We start from the raw sequence: 14,185 nt of genomic DNA on the forward strand, positions 1-14,185 counted from the left end.
CAAACGGCGCAGAGTCCGAGACCGATGAGCACTGTGTCCGGAAACACCATGAGCGGCATGCAGGGCTCAGACGGCGAGGCGATGGGGCATGGGCTGATAGGCCATGCAATGTTCAGCCAGTTTGAGGGCCGCACGAACGGCGCGGACAACGAGCTGCGCTGGGATGGCGAAGGATGGCTGGGCACGGATATGAACCGGCTGCGGGTGAAGTCGGAGGCATACGGCGACGGCGGCGGCGTGAGCGATGGCGACCACGAGGCACTGTATGGGCGGCCGATTCCACGGCTGCGCTATTTCGATGCGCAGGCCGGCATACGCGCGGACCTTGATTCAGGCCCGGCGCGGGCATGGGCGGCGATCGGCGTGGAGGGGCTGGCTCCGTACTTTTTTGCATTTGCACCGACGCTGTATATCCGCAACGATGGGCGCGTGGCGGGACGGCTGGAGGGATCGTACGATCTGCTGCTGACGCAGCGGTGGATTGCGGAGCCGGAGGCGGAGCTGAACTTCTACAGCAAAGACGATGCGCCGCGCGGGATCGGGTCGGGACTGTCGGAGATGGACACGGGAATTCGGGTGCGGTATGAGGTGAGCCGGAAGTTCGCTCCGTATCTCGGCTTCGCGTGGGACGGGAAATTCGGCGGCACGGTGAGCTATGCGCGGCAGCGCGGTGAGACGAGCAGCGACCCGCGCTTCGTCTTCGGCATCCGGTTCTGGTACTGAGCGGCGCTAGAGCTTTCGCTTTTCGACCAGATAGAGGTGCTCGCAGGCCAGCACGGTGTGCTGATCCTGGTTGCGGACCTCGACCGCTTCGACCACGATGCCGTGGGCGGGGCGTTTGGGGTCTTCGCGTTTTTCGCGGATGGCGGCGGTGACATGGATGGTGTCGCCGAGAAAGACGGGGCGGATGAAGCGGACGCGGTCGTATCCATAGGACATGGCGCGGGGATTGATGTCGCCTGCGGTCATACCGATGGCGATGCTGAGGATGAGCGTGCCGTGGGCGATGCGGCGGCCGAAGGGCTGGGTGCGGCACCAGGCTTCGTCCATGTGATGAGGGTAGAAGTCGCCGGTCTGCCCGGCGTGCAGCACGATGTCGGCCTCGGTGATGGTGCGGCCGGTGGTGGTGCGGCGCTGGCCGATTTCGTACTCCTCGAAAAACACGTCCTGGAAGTTCATGGTTTGCCTTTGCGTGGTGCGGGAGGGATCGATCAAAATCCTTATGTGAAATCTTTTTTTGCTGATAAAATCGCCGCGCGGGTCAATATATCACTCAGGAAAGACGGAGACAATGACCACTTCCGCAGCGCACTGCCTGCGCGGAATTACCTGGAAGCATACACGCGGCCTGATGCCGATGCTGGCGACGGCGCAGCGTTTTGAAGAGATGCATGCGGGCCTGAGCATTACGTGGGAGACGCGGTCGCTGCAGTCATTTGCGGATGAGCCGCTGGAGGTGCTGGCTGAACGCTATGACCTGATGGTGATCGATCATCCTTCATGCGGGCGAGCGGCGAGCGGAGGCTTTCTGCGACCGCTCGATGAGGTAATGGCGGCTGCCGTGCTGGAGGACCAGGCGAAGCACTCGGTGGGCGAGAGCTATGCCAGCTATGTGTACGAGGGACATGTGTGGGCGCTGCCGATTGACGCGGCGACACCGGTGAGCCTGCGCCGCACGGATCTGCTGGAGCGGGCGGGCGAGGCTGCTCCGCACACGTGGGAGGAGCTGATGGGACTGGCGCGGAAGGGTCTGGTGGCGGCGGCGGGGCTGGCGATCGACAGCCTGATGCACTTTTTTATGCTGTGCCAGGCGCTGGGCGAGGAGCCGTTCACAACAGACGGGCGCGTTGCGAGCGATGCGGTGGGAAGAGAGGCGATGCGGCGGCTGCGCGAATTGCTGCTGCTGTGTCCAAAGGGATGCCTGCACGCCAACCCGATTGCGATATGGAATGTGCTCTCGACGAGCGACAGCGCGGCGTATTGCCCTTTCGCGTATGGGTATTCGAATTACAGCAGGCGCGCCTATGCGGAGCATGTTGTGGAGGCGGGCGAACTGGTGACGCTGGACGGCACAGTACTTCGATCGACGCTGGGCGGAGCGGGGCTCGCGATCTCCGCACGCTGCAGCGATGTGGCGACGGCTGCCGCATACGCGCAATATGTGGCGTCGGAGCGGTGCCAGAAGACGCTGTACTTCGATGCGGGCGGGCAGCCGGGGCATCGCGCGGCGTGGCTGGACGCGGAGGTAAACCGGAGATCGAATGGGTTTTTCGAGAAGACGCTGCCGGTGCTGGACAGAGCGTGGGTGAGACCGCGGTTCGATGGATATCTGACGTTTCAGAGCCGCGCGGGAGAGCGCCTGCATGCGTATCTGCGCGAGGGCGGCGCGGAGGGTCCGGTGATGGAAGCGATGAACGAGATGCTGCAGGAAGCGCACAGAGGAGGTGCGCGTTGAGGCCGCTGGAGGGGTTGCTGGTGATCGACCTGAGCCAGTTTCTTTCCGGGCCGTCGGCATCGCTGCGCATGGCGGACATGGGCGCGCGGGTGATCAAGATCGAGAAGCCGGAGACGGGCGATCTGTGCCGCGATCTGTATATCTCGAACCTCGAGCTGGATGGAGACAGCACGCTGTTCCACTCGATCAACCGGAACAAGGAGAGCTTTGCGGCGGACCTGAAGGACGATGCGGGTCGCGCGGCGGTGCTGGCGCTGATCGACCGGGCAGATGTGGTGCTGCATAACTTTCGGCCTGGAGTGATCGAGAAGCTGGGGCTGGATTATGAAACGGTGAGCGCGCGGCGGCCGCGGGTGGTGTACGGAGAGATCAGCGGATACGGACGCAGCGGGCCGTGGGCGAAGAAGCCGGGACAGGATCTGCTGGTGCAGTCGCTGTCCGGGCTGGCGTGGCTGAACGGCGATGCGGAGCAGCCTCCGGTGCCGTTTGGTCTGGCGGTCGCGGATCTGTATGCGGGCGCGCATCTGTGCCAGGGTGTGCTGGCGTGTCTGGTGCGGCGCGGCATTACGGGACGCGGTGGACGCGTGGAGGTGAGCCTGCTGGAGTCGGTGCTGGATCTGCAGTTCGAAGTGCTCACGACCTATCTGAATGACGGAGGCAAAGTGCCGCAGCGCAGCCGTCACAACAATGCGCATGCGTACTTGGGCGCTCCGTATGGGATATATGCAACGCAGGATGGTTATCTTGCGCTGGCGATGGGCTCGCTGCTGCAGCTTGCGGCGATTCTGGACTGCCCGGCGCTGAAGCTGTACAGCGCTCCGGATGCGTTCGATCAGCGCGACGAGATCAAGGCGATGCTGGCGGAGCATCTGCGGAGGCAGACGACCGCATACTGGCTGGAGCGGCTGGAGCCGGCGGGCTACTGGTGCGCCGATGTTTTCACATGGCCGCGGCTGATGGAGCATGCGGCCTTCGATGCGCTGGATATGCTGCAGACGGTGGGACGCGATGAGCGCGTGAAGATGACGACGACGCGCTGTCCGATTCGGATTGACGAAGAGCTGCTGAAGAGCGAGCGCGGCGCTCCGCGGCTGGGCGAGGACACGGAGGCGCTGCGCAGAGAGTTCGGGCTTCCATAGCAGACGATGGCGGGCGGGAGGACGCAGGTGCTGTATTCTGTGCGGGCATGAAAGCGATGAAGGTGGAAAAGAAGAGCAGATATTCAGTACCGGCGCTGGAGAAGGGGCTGGATATTCTGGAGAGCCTGGCGTCGGCGCAGTCTCCGCAGTCGCTGACGGAGATGGCGCGGCGGCTGGAGCGCACGCCGAGCGAGCTGTTCCGGATGCTGGATGCGCTGGAGCGGCGCGCATATATTGCGCGCGATCCGGTGTCGGATGGATATCACCTGACGCTGCGGCTGTATGAGCTGGCGCACACACACTCGCCGGTCGATCAGCTATTGAAGGCGGCGACGATTCCCATGCGCGAGCTGGCGGAGACGATTCGCGAGTCGTGCCATTTGTGCGTGCTGAGTGGAGCGATGCTGGTGGTGGTGGCGCAGGCGGAGAGTCCGGAGCCGGTGCGGCTGTCGGTGGAGGTGGGCGATCGCGTGCTGCCGCTGCGCACGGTCTCAGGGCGCGTGCTGACGGCGTTTCTGGAGGATGCGGAGCAGGAGCGCTTTCTTCTGAACGATGCAACCTACATGGCGATGACGAAGAAGGAGTGCGCGGAGGCGGCGGCGGAGCTGAAACAGATTCGCAGAGACGGCTACCTGATGGCAACGAGCACGCGGCGCACGGGTCTCGATGCTTCGTGCCTGGTCGGCAATCCGCGTGTGAACGTGATGGCGGCGCTGGGCGTGCCGTTTCTGCCGGGTTCGGCCAACGACGGCAGGGAGCGCAAGCTGATCCCGGTGATTCAGCAGTGCGCGGAGCGGATTACGACGGCGCTGGGGCTTACGGCGCCGCTGCCCAGAGCGCAGAAGTAAAGGACTGTCATTCATGACCAGACTGCGGATCGCTTATCGTGAGTTCTCCGGCTTTGAAAAGGCTTTGGCTGCGCAGACGAAGCTGTACTGCGCGGAGCGGCCGGGCGTGGAGATCGAAACGGTCTCGCTGCATCTCGAACAGCTTTACAGAGAGCTGTTTGCCGAGGAGGGTCTGCGCCTGGGCAAGTGGGATCTGGGAATGGTGGTGACGGACTGGCTGGCCGGCGCGGTGGAGGAGGGACGGCTCGAAAATCTGACTCCCTATATGAAGGCGGCGCCGCTGCCGGAGTGGCCGCAGGGATGGGCGCGTTCGCTGGTGGAGCCGCTCGATTTCAACGGCGATGTTTACTGCATTCCGTATCATGACGGGCCGGAGTGTCTGATCTATCGCAGCGACCTTTTTTCGTCTGCGCAGGAACAGCAAAACTTTCGCGCGGCGTATGGATATGACCTCGCACCTCCGCAAACGTGGCAGCAGTTTGAAGATGCGGCACGCTTTTTTACGCGGCCGGAGGAAGGACTCTTCGGTACGGTCTTCGCGTGCTTTCCGGATGGGCACAATACGCTGTACGACTTTGCGCTGCAGGTATGGAGCCGCGGCGGCGAGCTGCAGGATGGCGCAGGGCTGCCGCTGCTGATGAGCGCGGAGGCAGAGGCGGCGCTCGATTTCTACCGGCGTGTGGTGCGCGATGCGACGCTCTGTCATCCTGGATCGACGGGCTTCGATTCAGTGCAGTCGGGCGATGCGTTTCTGTCGGGCTCGGTCGCGATGATGGTGAACTGGTTTGGGTTCGCATCGCAGAGCGGATGCGCGGGCGGCGCGCTGGAGGGAAAGGTCGCGCTGGCGGCGATTCCCTGCAGTCCGGGGCTGACACCGGCGTCGCTCTCTGTCTTCTGGACGATGGGCATCGGCAGCGGCTCGCGGAACAAAGAAGCGGCGTACGACTTTCTGCGCTTCCTGGCGCGGCCGGAGATGGATCGCGAAGTGGTGCGGCATGGCGCGGTGGGCGTGCGGCTTTCAACATGGCGCGATGCGGAGGTGCAGCGAATGGTTCCGGCCTTTCGGGAGATTGAAGCGATCTCGATGGGAGCGCGGAGATTGCCACGCACGTCCGGTCTGCCGGAGTTTGCAGAGGTTGTGAACGGCGTTGTCGAAGCTGCGCTCGAGAGCGATGAGCCCTCGGCGTCGATTCTGCAGCGGGCGCAGCAGCAGTCGCTGGCGAAGAAGATTCGCTTTCAGTGACGACGCGCTGCGCGGGCGGTTTTTTTACCAGGAAAATGCGATCAGCGAGCTTCCTGCCAGATGCCGTGCGCTCGTGCGGCGAAGTGCCGGAGCGTGGCGCGGACGGTGAACTCGGCGGCGGCGGGGTCGCCCTCACGGATGAGCTCGATCATGCGCTTGTGGCGGTCGAGATCGGACTCCCACGCCTTTGCCGTCTGATGGACCTGCGCGACACGCATGGAGACGAAGGCGAAGAGCGGCACGAGCAGCGTGCGGATCTGCGCGCTGAGAAAGTGATTGCCGCTGAGCTCGCAGAGCGTGAGGTGAAAGGCGAGGTCGGCCTCGATGAGGCTGCGGACATCGCCCTGTTTTGTGGCGCGGCGCATCTCTTTCAGAACTTCTTCAAGAGGAGTGAGGTCGGCACGGCGCTGCGCGGCGAGATGCGCGGCGAACCCTTCGAGCGCTCCGCGCAGCTCATAGATCTCGGCGAGGTCGGACTCGGTGTATGAGGTGACGCGCGCGCTGCGTCCGGAGGCCTTGGTGACGAAGCCTTCCCCGATGAGGAGGTTGATGGCTTCGCGCACAGAGGTTTGTGCGACACCGAATCTTCGCGCCCAGTAGCCTTCGATGATGCGCTGGCCGGGCGCGAGATGGCCCTGAATGATCTCTTCGCGCAGCTTTGCGGCAAGGCTCTGCTTGACGAGCGGCGATGCTTCTTCGTGAAGCGAGTTTTTGGTATGCGGCATGGGGCAGATAGATAAATCGGATTGTGTTCAGGTATATAGCGAGCTGCGTGCTTTTGTGAAATGTGCGGGGCTGAGTGGTCCTGGGTCCGTTTTCTCCGCAGGGGCTGAAGCCCCCGTTCATTCATTCTGACGGGTTACGGCACGGCTGAAGCCGTGCCCTGATACAAAACAATTCAAACAGACCCGCGACCGCTCAGCGTGTGGGAGAGCCAGAGCTTACCGTGTGGAAAATGCCGTGGTGACGGTGGCAAAGACGAGCACCAGCACGCCGCATGCGAGCACAACCAGAGACCGGCGCGGAGCCTGTTTCCATTCACCGGAGACCAGACCGGCAACGTTTGCCGTGACCACCATGACGATCTGAAAGATGGCCCATCCGGCGGAGTCGCCGAGTGTGCCGAGGTAGCGCGTGGAGACGCCATAGATGGCGACGGCGCCGATCCAGAGCAGGCCCATGAGCAGGCTGAGTGATGCGTCCTGCCAGGTGTGAGAGAGGAATTTCCAGGTGCGGTTTCTCGAGAGCAGCCAGAGGGTGTAGGCGAGATTGGGAATGAGGCCGCCGAGGAGAGCTACGGGCCAGACGGCAAATGCGGCGTTGGAAGCAGCGGCGCCGCCATGCACGGAGGCCTGTGCGATCGGCTCTCCAAAGGCGAGCGAGAGGTTGAGCATGGACGACAGCACGCCGGAGAGGATGGCAATGCCGAGTCCGGTGAGGTATGCGGTGTCTGCCTGCGATGCGGATGCGGGCGAAGCGGCACGCTGTTCGCGCAGCCTGCCGGCGATGCCGGAGAGCATGACGCCGAAGACCATAAGGGCGCAGCCTGCGATGAGGATTCCGGAGCTGCCGCTGAACAACTGGCTTCGATGCAGCGCCACAAGTGGAACGAGGGTTCCGAAGATTGTGCCCAGACCGATGATGATCGTGAAGGCCAGCGACATGCCGAGGCGCACGACGGAAATACCGAAGAGGACCTGCGCGATGCCCCATCCAAAACCCAGCAGAAACGAGGGCAGCCATACGGCAGGAGCGAGCGACAGATAAAGTCCCGGCCAGCCGGGAATGACGAGCACGGCAATGAGCCACGGCACGACGACGAGCGAGACGAGGCTGAAGACGAGCCAGGTGCACTCCCACGGCCACTTGCGGATGCGCCGGAGCGGCAGCATGCAGTTGCCGACGCAGACGCCGCCGAGCAGAGCGAGCAGGATACCGGTGAGGCTGCTGCTCATAAAAGCTCCGAGCTGCTACCCGGCTCCTGCGGTGTGCGGTAGTGGCCCGCGGCGAGCTGCACGGGATGGACGAAGTAGCGGCTGAGGTGAGGGATGTGCTCGAGAAAGGTCTCGGGATGGCCCATGGCGATGTGATTGACGAGGACGAGATGCTGATGGATCTGGCCCATATCGCCGACATGCGGCACGACGGGCACGTTGTATTTGCGGGCGAGCAGGCTGACGGTGAGGAACTCGCTGACGCCGCCGAGGCGCGTGCAGTCGGGCTGCAGAAAGGCGACGCATCCGGCCTCAAGATAATTTTTGAAGACGACGCGGTTGGGGACGTGCTCACCGAGGGCGAGCGAAAGCGGAGCGATGGCCTGAGCGAGCTGGCGGTGCGCGTGGATGTCGTCGGGGTGCGTGGGCTCTTCGATCCAGTAAGGATTGATGCTGCCGAGGTCGCGGCAGGCAACGATGGCGGCGGGAAGAGACCATTGCTGATTGGCGTCGAGCATGATGTTCGCGGAAGGGCCGACGAGGCGGCGCAGTCCCTGGGCACGCTGCAGATCGCGGTCGAGTGAGCCACCGACTTTGAGCTTGAACGCTCCGAAGCCCTGGTCGAGGCTGCGCTGCACGTTTTCGCGAATCTGCGCATCGTCGTAGTGGTACCAGCCGACGCTGGTGTCGTAACCGGGATAGCCGCGATCGAGCACAGAGGAGCGGCCGACGCGGCCGGGCTCTTCTTCGCGCAGCATGCGCAGGGCTGTTTCGCGGTCGAGCACATCTTCGAGATAGCTGAGATCGAGCAGAGCGACGAAGGCCTCGGGGGAGAGGCCGAGAAGCAGCTTCCAGAGCGGCTCGCGGCGGGCTCTGGCCCACAGATCGAAACAGGCGTTAGTGATGGAAGCGAGGGCGAGATGAACGACTCCCTTATGCGGGCCTAGCCAGCGCAGATGGGGATCGTCGGCCATCTCGCGGAACTTTGCGCCGAAGCCGGCCATGAGCTCTTCGAGGTCGGCACCGATAAGGGAGGGCGCGAGCATTTCAATGGCGCTGCAGACGAGGTCGTTGCCGGTGCCCATGGTGAGCACGAGGCCGGTGCCCTGGAGTCCGGTGTCGAGGGCGATCTGCGTTACGGCAAAGGAGTACTGCGGCGTGGAGTGGACGGCATCGGAGCCTTCGCCGGGCTCTAACTGAAACCGCGTATCGCGTGTGGTGACTTCCCTGATGAACATGCTCTTCCCTGTCTCAAAAAATGCGCCGATCGCAGTTCTGACGATTATACAAATAAGCGCTTGAATGGCAGAAGCAAAATCGCTCGACCATTCAAGAAGTGACGCGGTAATCACTCGAAAGAGTGCGGTTATTTCATCGAATACTGCTTGACATCCATCTTTTACGGGCACTAACGTTTTTGATGATATGAGCGCTCAAACTACCAGCCGCCGTACCTTCCTGCAGCTCGCGCTTGCCGCGTCCTCGCTTTCGCTTTTTCCAGTGCCCGGGTTCGGATCGACTCTTCAGAACGACCGGGAAGACGAACGGACGGCGTGGTATCGCCGGGCAAAGTTCGGGATGTTTATTCACTGGGGTCCGTATTCGCTGGCCAGCGTGGAGGCTTCGTGGCCGATCATGCGGCCGAAGCCGGGCGGGATCACAGAGGCGGAGTACCGGGCGCTGCCGCAGCGGTTCAATCCGACGAAGTTCGATCCGAATGCGTGGATCGATCTGGCGCGCACAGCGGGGCAGGAGTACATGGTCTTTACGACGAAGCACCATGACGGCTTCTGCATGTTCGATTCGTCGTTCACGGATTACAAGATCACGAACACGCCGTACGGAAAGGACATCGTGAAGCAGCTCTCCGATGCCTGTGATGCGAGAGATATGCGGCTGGGCTTTTATTACTCGCCGCCGGATATGCACCATCCCGACTTTCGCGACACGTCGAAGCCGGCGAGCGAGAACTGGAATGGACAGCCGGAGCGGCCGGAATGGCCGATGTATCTGCAGTACATGCAGCTGCAGCTTTCCGAGCTGCTGACGAAGTATGGTCCGGTGGCGCTGATCTGGTTCGACGGATTGTTTCACCAGGAGAAGTATGACGGCGAGCGCTTTCTGAAGCTGATCCACTCGCTGCAGCCTGGGACACTGGTGAATGACCGCATCGGCGTGCCGGGCGATTATGTTACGCCGGAGCAGTTTATTCCGAAGGAGATTCCGACGAAGCAGGTCCACTTCCGCGGCGCGGATGCGAGCATTCAGAAAGAGCTGAAGCCGGGCGTGCCGCGTCCGGAGGATTTTCAGCTGTGGGAGACGTGCATGACGATTAACAACACGTGGGCCTGTAACATGCACGATCACGATTACAAATCGGCGCAGTTTCTGATTCGGGCGCTGGTGGAAGTGGCGAGCCGCGGCGGGAATTTTCTGCTGAACGTGGGGCCGCAGCCGGATGGGGTGATTCAGCCGGAGTTTCAGGAGCGGCTGCGCGCGATCGGCAACTGGATGACGGTCAACAGCGACTCGATTTACGGCACGACGTACGGACCGGTTCAGGGAGTGAACGGGATTCGGACGACAGCAAAGCGAGAGAGCATCTTTGTTCATATCTTCGACTGGCCATCGGCAACGCTCACTGTCCCGGGGCTGGACAGGAAGGTGATCTCGGCCCATCTGCTCGCGACCGGACAGACGCTGACGTTCCGGCAGTCGGAGACCGGAGTGCAGATCGATCTGCCGGCACAGGCTCCGGATGCCAACGTGAGCGTGCTCGAACTGAGAACGCTGTAGAAGCCGGCGTAAGGCCGATTCGTATCGCAAAGCGAAGCCGCAGGATTACAATCCTGCGGCTTTTGTTTCTCTGCATAAAGCCCACGGCCGGTCCGGTTGCAGGAGAGGCCGTGGGGTTGAGGGATGAGCCACCTCAGAAGGTGATTCTTCCAGCGAACTGCAGCTCACGCGAGGTGCTGACGGTGCCGGTCGGGTAGTTAGACCAGACCACGCTGCCGTAGGTTGCATCGTTGATATTTGCATCCGGCGGCGCGAAGACAGGATGGTTGAAGATGTTGAATGCCTCTGCGCGGAACTCAAAGGTAAGGTTGTCGTGGATCGGGAACTGCCGGAAGACCGATGTATCCAGATTCCAGAAGCCGTTCGACCGCAATGAATTTCGTCCGGCGGAGCCGTACGTATAGTTCTGAGGAGTGGCGTAGGCCGCGGTATTGAACCACTCCGCGGGCGTTCGCTTACTCTTGTTCGGATTGCCGACGACATCGAGGGTTTCGTAAGTGAATCCGTTTCCGGTGTTGGCCACATCGGTGCTGGTATCAGGCGTATAGACCTGGCCGGAGCGGGCGGTAAAGATATTGTTGAACTGCCAGTTGCCGAGGGCGTAATCGAAGAGATGGTTTCCGGTTGAGAACTGTCTGCCCTTGCCCACAGGAATCTCATAGAGCGTATTCACAGAGAGCACGTTTCTGAGATCGGTTCCCGATACGGCGTAGCTTCCAAAACCAGCGACGTTGTAGGGGTCCTGCGGAACTGTGCCTTCGACGCCGAACCAGCCGTCGCCGCCGACGTTCATCGATTTCGACCAGGTATACGCCACCTGATACGAGAGGCCATTGCTCATGCGCCGGTTGAGCATGAACTGTGCCGCATGATAGGACGACGATCCGATGCTGCGGTCATAGAACGTCGGCGCGATGTAGGGGTACAGAGCGCGCGACTGAGCGTCGCCCGGTCCGGGAGTGAGCGCCGTGTTGTAATAGCCGCCGACATCGTTTCTGCGTCCGACTGAGCCGACGTAGTTGAGGCCAACGGTGGTCGAAGTGCTGAGCTGGCGCTCGACGCCGAGCGTCCATTGCTCAGAGTAAGCGTTCTTGATATGGGGATCGTAGAACCACTGCACCTGCTGGAAGGGCGTTGCCGCGGGAAAGAGTCCGGCGGTGCTGCCGGCAAACGGGTCCTGCGCCGTCGCGTTCGGAGTGGCCGAAGTGGTGCTGGGAATATTCAGACTGTTGTTGATGAGCTGACCGATGTCCGGCCAGGAGCCTTCGATGTTCTGCGCCATCTGGCTGACGGCTGCCCAGTTGTCATAGACGATGCCGAAGCCGCCGCGTACCACTGTCTTGTCGTCGTAACGATAGGCAAAGCCAAGACGGGGTCCGAAGTTGTCGTAATCGTTGTGCGCGATCTTGCCGCGCGGGTCGACAACAACGTGAGCAGGAAGCGTGCCGTCTCCCGGGATGCAGGGCGCATGACCGCGGACACTGCACGGCGGCGGTACTTTCTGCAGGATGTATGTGCCGTTGTCGAGATCCATGTCTCCGGTCTCGATGCCGCCATTTTCACCGATGGTGGCATTTGTGCCGTAGGCGGGAATCAAGGTGACATCGTATCGAAGACCGATGTTCAGGGTAAGTTTCGGCAGCGCCTTCCAGGTGTCCTGAACATATCCGCTGAGCACACCGCCGGGCCGCGTGGTCTCGTTGACATTGCGGCGATTGGCCTGGTTCGGGACGTTGAGGATGAAAGAAGAAAGCGGATCGCCGGGCGATGTGGTGAAGTCTTCGGGATCGCCTGTTTGTTCAGCGAAAAATCCGAGGCTGGCATATCCGATCGGCGTGGCGAAGGAGTTGGAGATATAGCCTCCGCCGATATGGAGCTCATGATCGCCGATGATTTTGGTGACGGTTCCACTGACCTGGGTGCTGTCGGTCACCTTGGGCTGATTCTGGACGCTCTCTCCGCCATTCGCGTATCCCGAAATTCCCGGAGAGGGCAAAAGATTGCCGCCGTTATTCGCATTGAAATTGCCGGCGAAGTCGCTCGAGAAGCCCACCTGGCTGAAGATTCCGGCGATGGATTTGCCCCAGCGGGTTTCTCCGTTGTGCTGCACGTTGGTGTGGCCCGCCTCAACCTGGACGATGAGGCTGGGATTGAAGGTATAGACAAAGCTGCCGCCCCAGTTGGTGCCGGGCGTGGTGGTTGAGGTCACAAGCCCCGGGACGCCACCGGACTGCGTGGTCGTCGAATGAATCTCGCTGTAACGGAACCACGCCGAGCTGTTGGAGCCGATGGTCTGATCGATGCGGGCGGTCCACTCATTCTGCGTCTGCGCGACGGGAGTGGGATCAATCGCGTTGTCTCCGTTCACCGGATTTTTGGCTCCGGCCTGCGGGAAGACGAACTGCGCCCAGGCCACCATTCGCTGATCGATCAGGTTCGAAGGAATCTGATTTCCCTGAAACGGCTGGCGCAGATATTCGCCGGGGTGGGCCGGATCGGGCGTCGTGGAAAAGGGGTTATAGATTTGCGAGCCAAAACTGCTTTCGTCGCCGGCAAGCTGAGCAGCCGTGGGAACCAAAATGCCTGTGTCGTTCTGGCGGGTATAGCGCAGACCCTGATACGCGCCGTAGAAGAACGTTTTGTTTTTGCCGTTGTAGAGCTTCGGGAAGAAGACCGGGCCGCCGCCGGCGACACCGAACTGATTCTGACGGAAGGCCGGAACGGACGTGAAGTCTTCCTGCGCATCAAAGGCGTTGTTGCGGATGTACTCCCACAGGGCGCCATGCAGCGAGTTGGTTCCGGACTTGGAAACGACGTTGACGACACCGCCGAGCACGGAGCCGGTCGATGCGTCATCGGTGTGCGAGACGATCTTGAATTCCTGGATGGCATCGATGATGGGCGGCACAGCATAGGTGCTGAGCAGGCTGCCGTAGTTCATCAGACCGTCAGTGAAGTAGAAGTTGCTGCGGTTGGTCTGTCCGTTGATGGCAGGAAAGGTGAACGAGGAGCCCTGCACGGTGGCCGGGCCGGCGAATCCGCCGCCATTGCCATTGCTCTGGCCGGTGTTGATGGGCACGACGCCGGGCGTGAGCTGCAGGAGCTGGGTGAAGTTGCGTCCGTTGAGCGGCAGATCGTTGACCTGCTTCGTGGCCATGACGGTGCCAAGGTTGGAGCTGGTCACGTCGAGCTGCGGCGCGGCTCCCTGCACGGTCACTACGGTGTTCTGAACGCCGACGCTGAGAGCAAAGTCATAGGTCGCGGTCTGGCCGACGGCGAGGGTGAAGGAAGCGATCTTCTGCGCGCCGAAGCCGTTTGCCGAAGCCTCCAGCGTGTACCTGCCGGGCAGGATGCTGACGATGGCGTAGAGACCGTCGCCGTTCGAAACGGCGGTGCGCGCGACGTTCGTGTCCAGGTTGCGCAGGGTCACCGTGGCGTTGGGGATCGCCGCGCCGGTGGGGTCTTTTACGACACCGTTCAGCGATGCAGTGGATATCTGGGAAAAGCCGTTCGTCGTCATCAGGAAGAAGCCGGCGAGCAGGCCGAACAGCCATACGCTCCGTCGCAGCTTTCCCCATGCGCGTGAATGTGATCTCATGTGCGTCCCTCTCTCCCTGTAAACAAGCCTCAAATGCGTTCTTTCTGTTCGCGAGCTGGTTCGCTCCGGTGGTCCGACGGCTGACGAAAGTACACGGTTACATCGAAATTCGGCGCCATACGGGTGTGGCAGTTTGTTTTACATGTCAAACAATTAGTTTGCTTGTCAAACG

General features: G+C 61.8%; 11 protein-coding genes. 6 read left to right on the plus strand and 5 right to left on the minus strand.

All coding sequences use genetic code 11. The features are described from left to right. Positions 1-24: 24 nt before the first annotated feature. Positions 25-723: a copper resistance protein B gene (locus D0Y96_RS07190; RefSeq protein ID WP_252263537.1), complete on the plus strand. Its 699-nt coding sequence runs from the start codon at positions 25-27 to the stop codon at positions 721-723. 6 nt (positions 724-729) lie between these two features. Here D0Y96_RS07190 and D0Y96_RS07195 read toward each other — a convergent pair whose 3' ends face one another. After that, a complete protein-coding gene (locus D0Y96_RS07195) occupies positions 730-1,215 on the minus strand; it encodes a MaoC family dehydratase (RefSeq protein ID WP_199480199.1) in 486 nt (161 codons plus the stop codon). A 76-nt stretch (positions 1,216-1,291) separates the two neighbouring features. On the opposite strand from D0Y96_RS07195, the gene D0Y96_RS07200 reads away from it, so the two are divergent. The 4 genes from D0Y96_RS07200 to D0Y96_RS07215 are packed head-to-tail and all read left to right on the plus strand — an operon-like array spanning position 1,292 to position 5,685. Beyond that, positions 1,292-2,455 (plus strand): ABC transporter substrate-binding protein, encoded by a 1,164-nt coding sequence (locus D0Y96_RS07200; RefSeq protein ID WP_199480200.1) that lies wholly within the window; start codon positions 1,292-1,294, stop codon positions 2,453-2,455. Continuing rightward, positions 2,452-3,594: a CaiB/BaiF CoA transferase family protein gene (locus D0Y96_RS07205; protein ID WP_117298634.1), complete on the plus strand. Its 1,143-nt coding sequence runs from the start codon at positions 2,452-2,454 to the stop codon at positions 3,592-3,594. The genes D0Y96_RS07200 and D0Y96_RS07205 overlap by 4 nt, the downstream gene beginning before the upstream one ends. A 56-nt stretch (positions 3,595-3,650) precedes the next feature. Continuing rightward, positions 3,651-4,442 (plus strand): IclR family transcriptional regulator, encoded by a 792-nt coding sequence (locus D0Y96_RS07210; protein ID WP_158562284.1) that lies wholly within the window; start codon positions 3,651-3,653, stop codon positions 4,440-4,442. Positions 4,443-4,455: 13 nt separating this feature from the next. Next, positions 4,456-5,685 (plus strand): extracellular solute-binding protein, encoded by a 1,230-nt coding sequence (locus tag D0Y96_RS07215; RefSeq protein WP_117298636.1) that lies wholly within the window; start codon positions 4,456-4,458, stop codon positions 5,683-5,685. A 41-nt stretch (positions 5,686-5,726) separates the two neighbouring features. On the opposite strand, the gene D0Y96_RS07220 is transcribed toward D0Y96_RS07215, so the two are convergent. The 3 genes from D0Y96_RS07220 to D0Y96_RS07230 all read right to left on the minus strand — a co-directional run bounded on the left by D0Y96_RS07220 (position 5,727) and on the right by D0Y96_RS07230 (position 8,857). Then, entirely contained in the window at positions 5,727-6,410 is a 684-nt protein-coding gene (locus D0Y96_RS07220; protein WP_117298637.1) for a GntR family transcriptional regulator, read from the minus strand. A gap of 216 nt (positions 6,411-6,626) precedes the next feature. Next, positions 6,627-7,640 (minus strand): L-rhamnose/proton symporter RhaT, encoded by a 1,014-nt coding sequence (locus D0Y96_RS07225; protein WP_117298638.1) that lies wholly within the window; start codon positions 7,638-7,640, stop codon positions 6,627-6,629. Next, positions 7,637-8,857: an enolase C-terminal domain-like protein gene (locus tag D0Y96_RS07230; protein WP_117298639.1), complete on the minus strand. Its 1,221-nt coding sequence runs from the start codon at positions 8,855-8,857 to the stop codon at positions 7,637-7,639. Before D0Y96_RS07230 ends, D0Y96_RS07225 begins: the two co-directional genes overlap by 4 nt. A 187-nt stretch (positions 8,858-9,044) precedes the next feature. Here D0Y96_RS07230 and D0Y96_RS07235 point away from each other — a divergent pair, with 187 nt between their 5' ends. Beyond that, positions 9,045-10,415 (plus strand): alpha-L-fucosidase, encoded by a 1,371-nt coding sequence (locus D0Y96_RS07235; protein ID WP_117298640.1) that lies wholly within the window; start codon positions 9,045-9,047, stop codon positions 10,413-10,415. A 133-nt stretch (positions 10,416-10,548) separates the two neighbouring features. On the opposite strand, the gene D0Y96_RS07240 is transcribed toward D0Y96_RS07235, so the two are convergent. Beyond that, positions 10,549-14,013, minus strand: a complete 3,465-nt coding sequence (locus tag D0Y96_RS07240; RefSeq protein ID WP_199480201.1) for a TonB-dependent receptor — start codon at positions 14,011-14,013, stop codon at positions 10,549-10,551. Between the last annotated feature and the right edge of the window lie 172 nt (positions 14,014-14,185).

Origin of the sequence: Paracidobacterium acidisoli, from assembly GCF_003428625.2 — a bacterium.
Classification (GTDB): Bacteria; Acidobacteriota; Terriglobia; order Terriglobales; family Acidobacteriaceae; genus Paracidobacterium; species Paracidobacterium acidisoli.

Bases quoted from the DNA above. Each gene is read 5' to 3' on its own strand.
- D0Y96_RS07235 (WP_117298640.1), top strand. From the start codon at position 9,045: ATGAGCGCTCAAACTACCAGCCGCCGTACCTTCCTGCAGCTCGCGCTT.
- D0Y96_RS07240 (WP_199480201.1), bottom strand. From the start codon at position 14,013: ATGAGATCACATTCACGCGCATGGGGAAAGCTGCGACGGAGCGTATGG.
- D0Y96_RS07230 (WP_117298639.1), bottom strand. From the start codon at position 8,857: ATGTTCATCAGGGAAGTCACCACACGCGATACGCGGTTTCAGTTAGAG.
- D0Y96_RS07210 (WP_158562284.1), top strand. From the start codon at position 3,651: ATGAAGGTGGAAAAGAAGAGCAGATATTCAGTACCGGCGCTGGAGAAG.
- D0Y96_RS07190 (WP_252263537.1), top strand. From the start codon at position 25: ATGAGCACTGTGTCCGGAAACACCATGAGCGGCATGCAGGGCTCAGAC.
- D0Y96_RS07225 (WP_117298638.1), bottom strand. From the start codon at position 7,640: ATGAGCAGCAGCCTCACCGGTATCCTGCTCGCTCTGCTCGGCGGCGTC.
- D0Y96_RS07215 (WP_117298636.1), top strand. From the start codon at position 4,456: ATGACCAGACTGCGGATCGCTTATCGTGAGTTCTCCGGCTTTGAAAAG.
- D0Y96_RS07220 (WP_117298637.1), bottom strand. From the start codon at position 6,410: ATGCCGCATACCAAAAACTCGCTTCACGAAGAAGCATCGCCGCTCGTC.
- D0Y96_RS07200 (WP_199480200.1), top strand. From the start codon at position 1,292: ATGACCACTTCCGCAGCGCACTGCCTGCGCGGAATTACCTGGAAGCAT.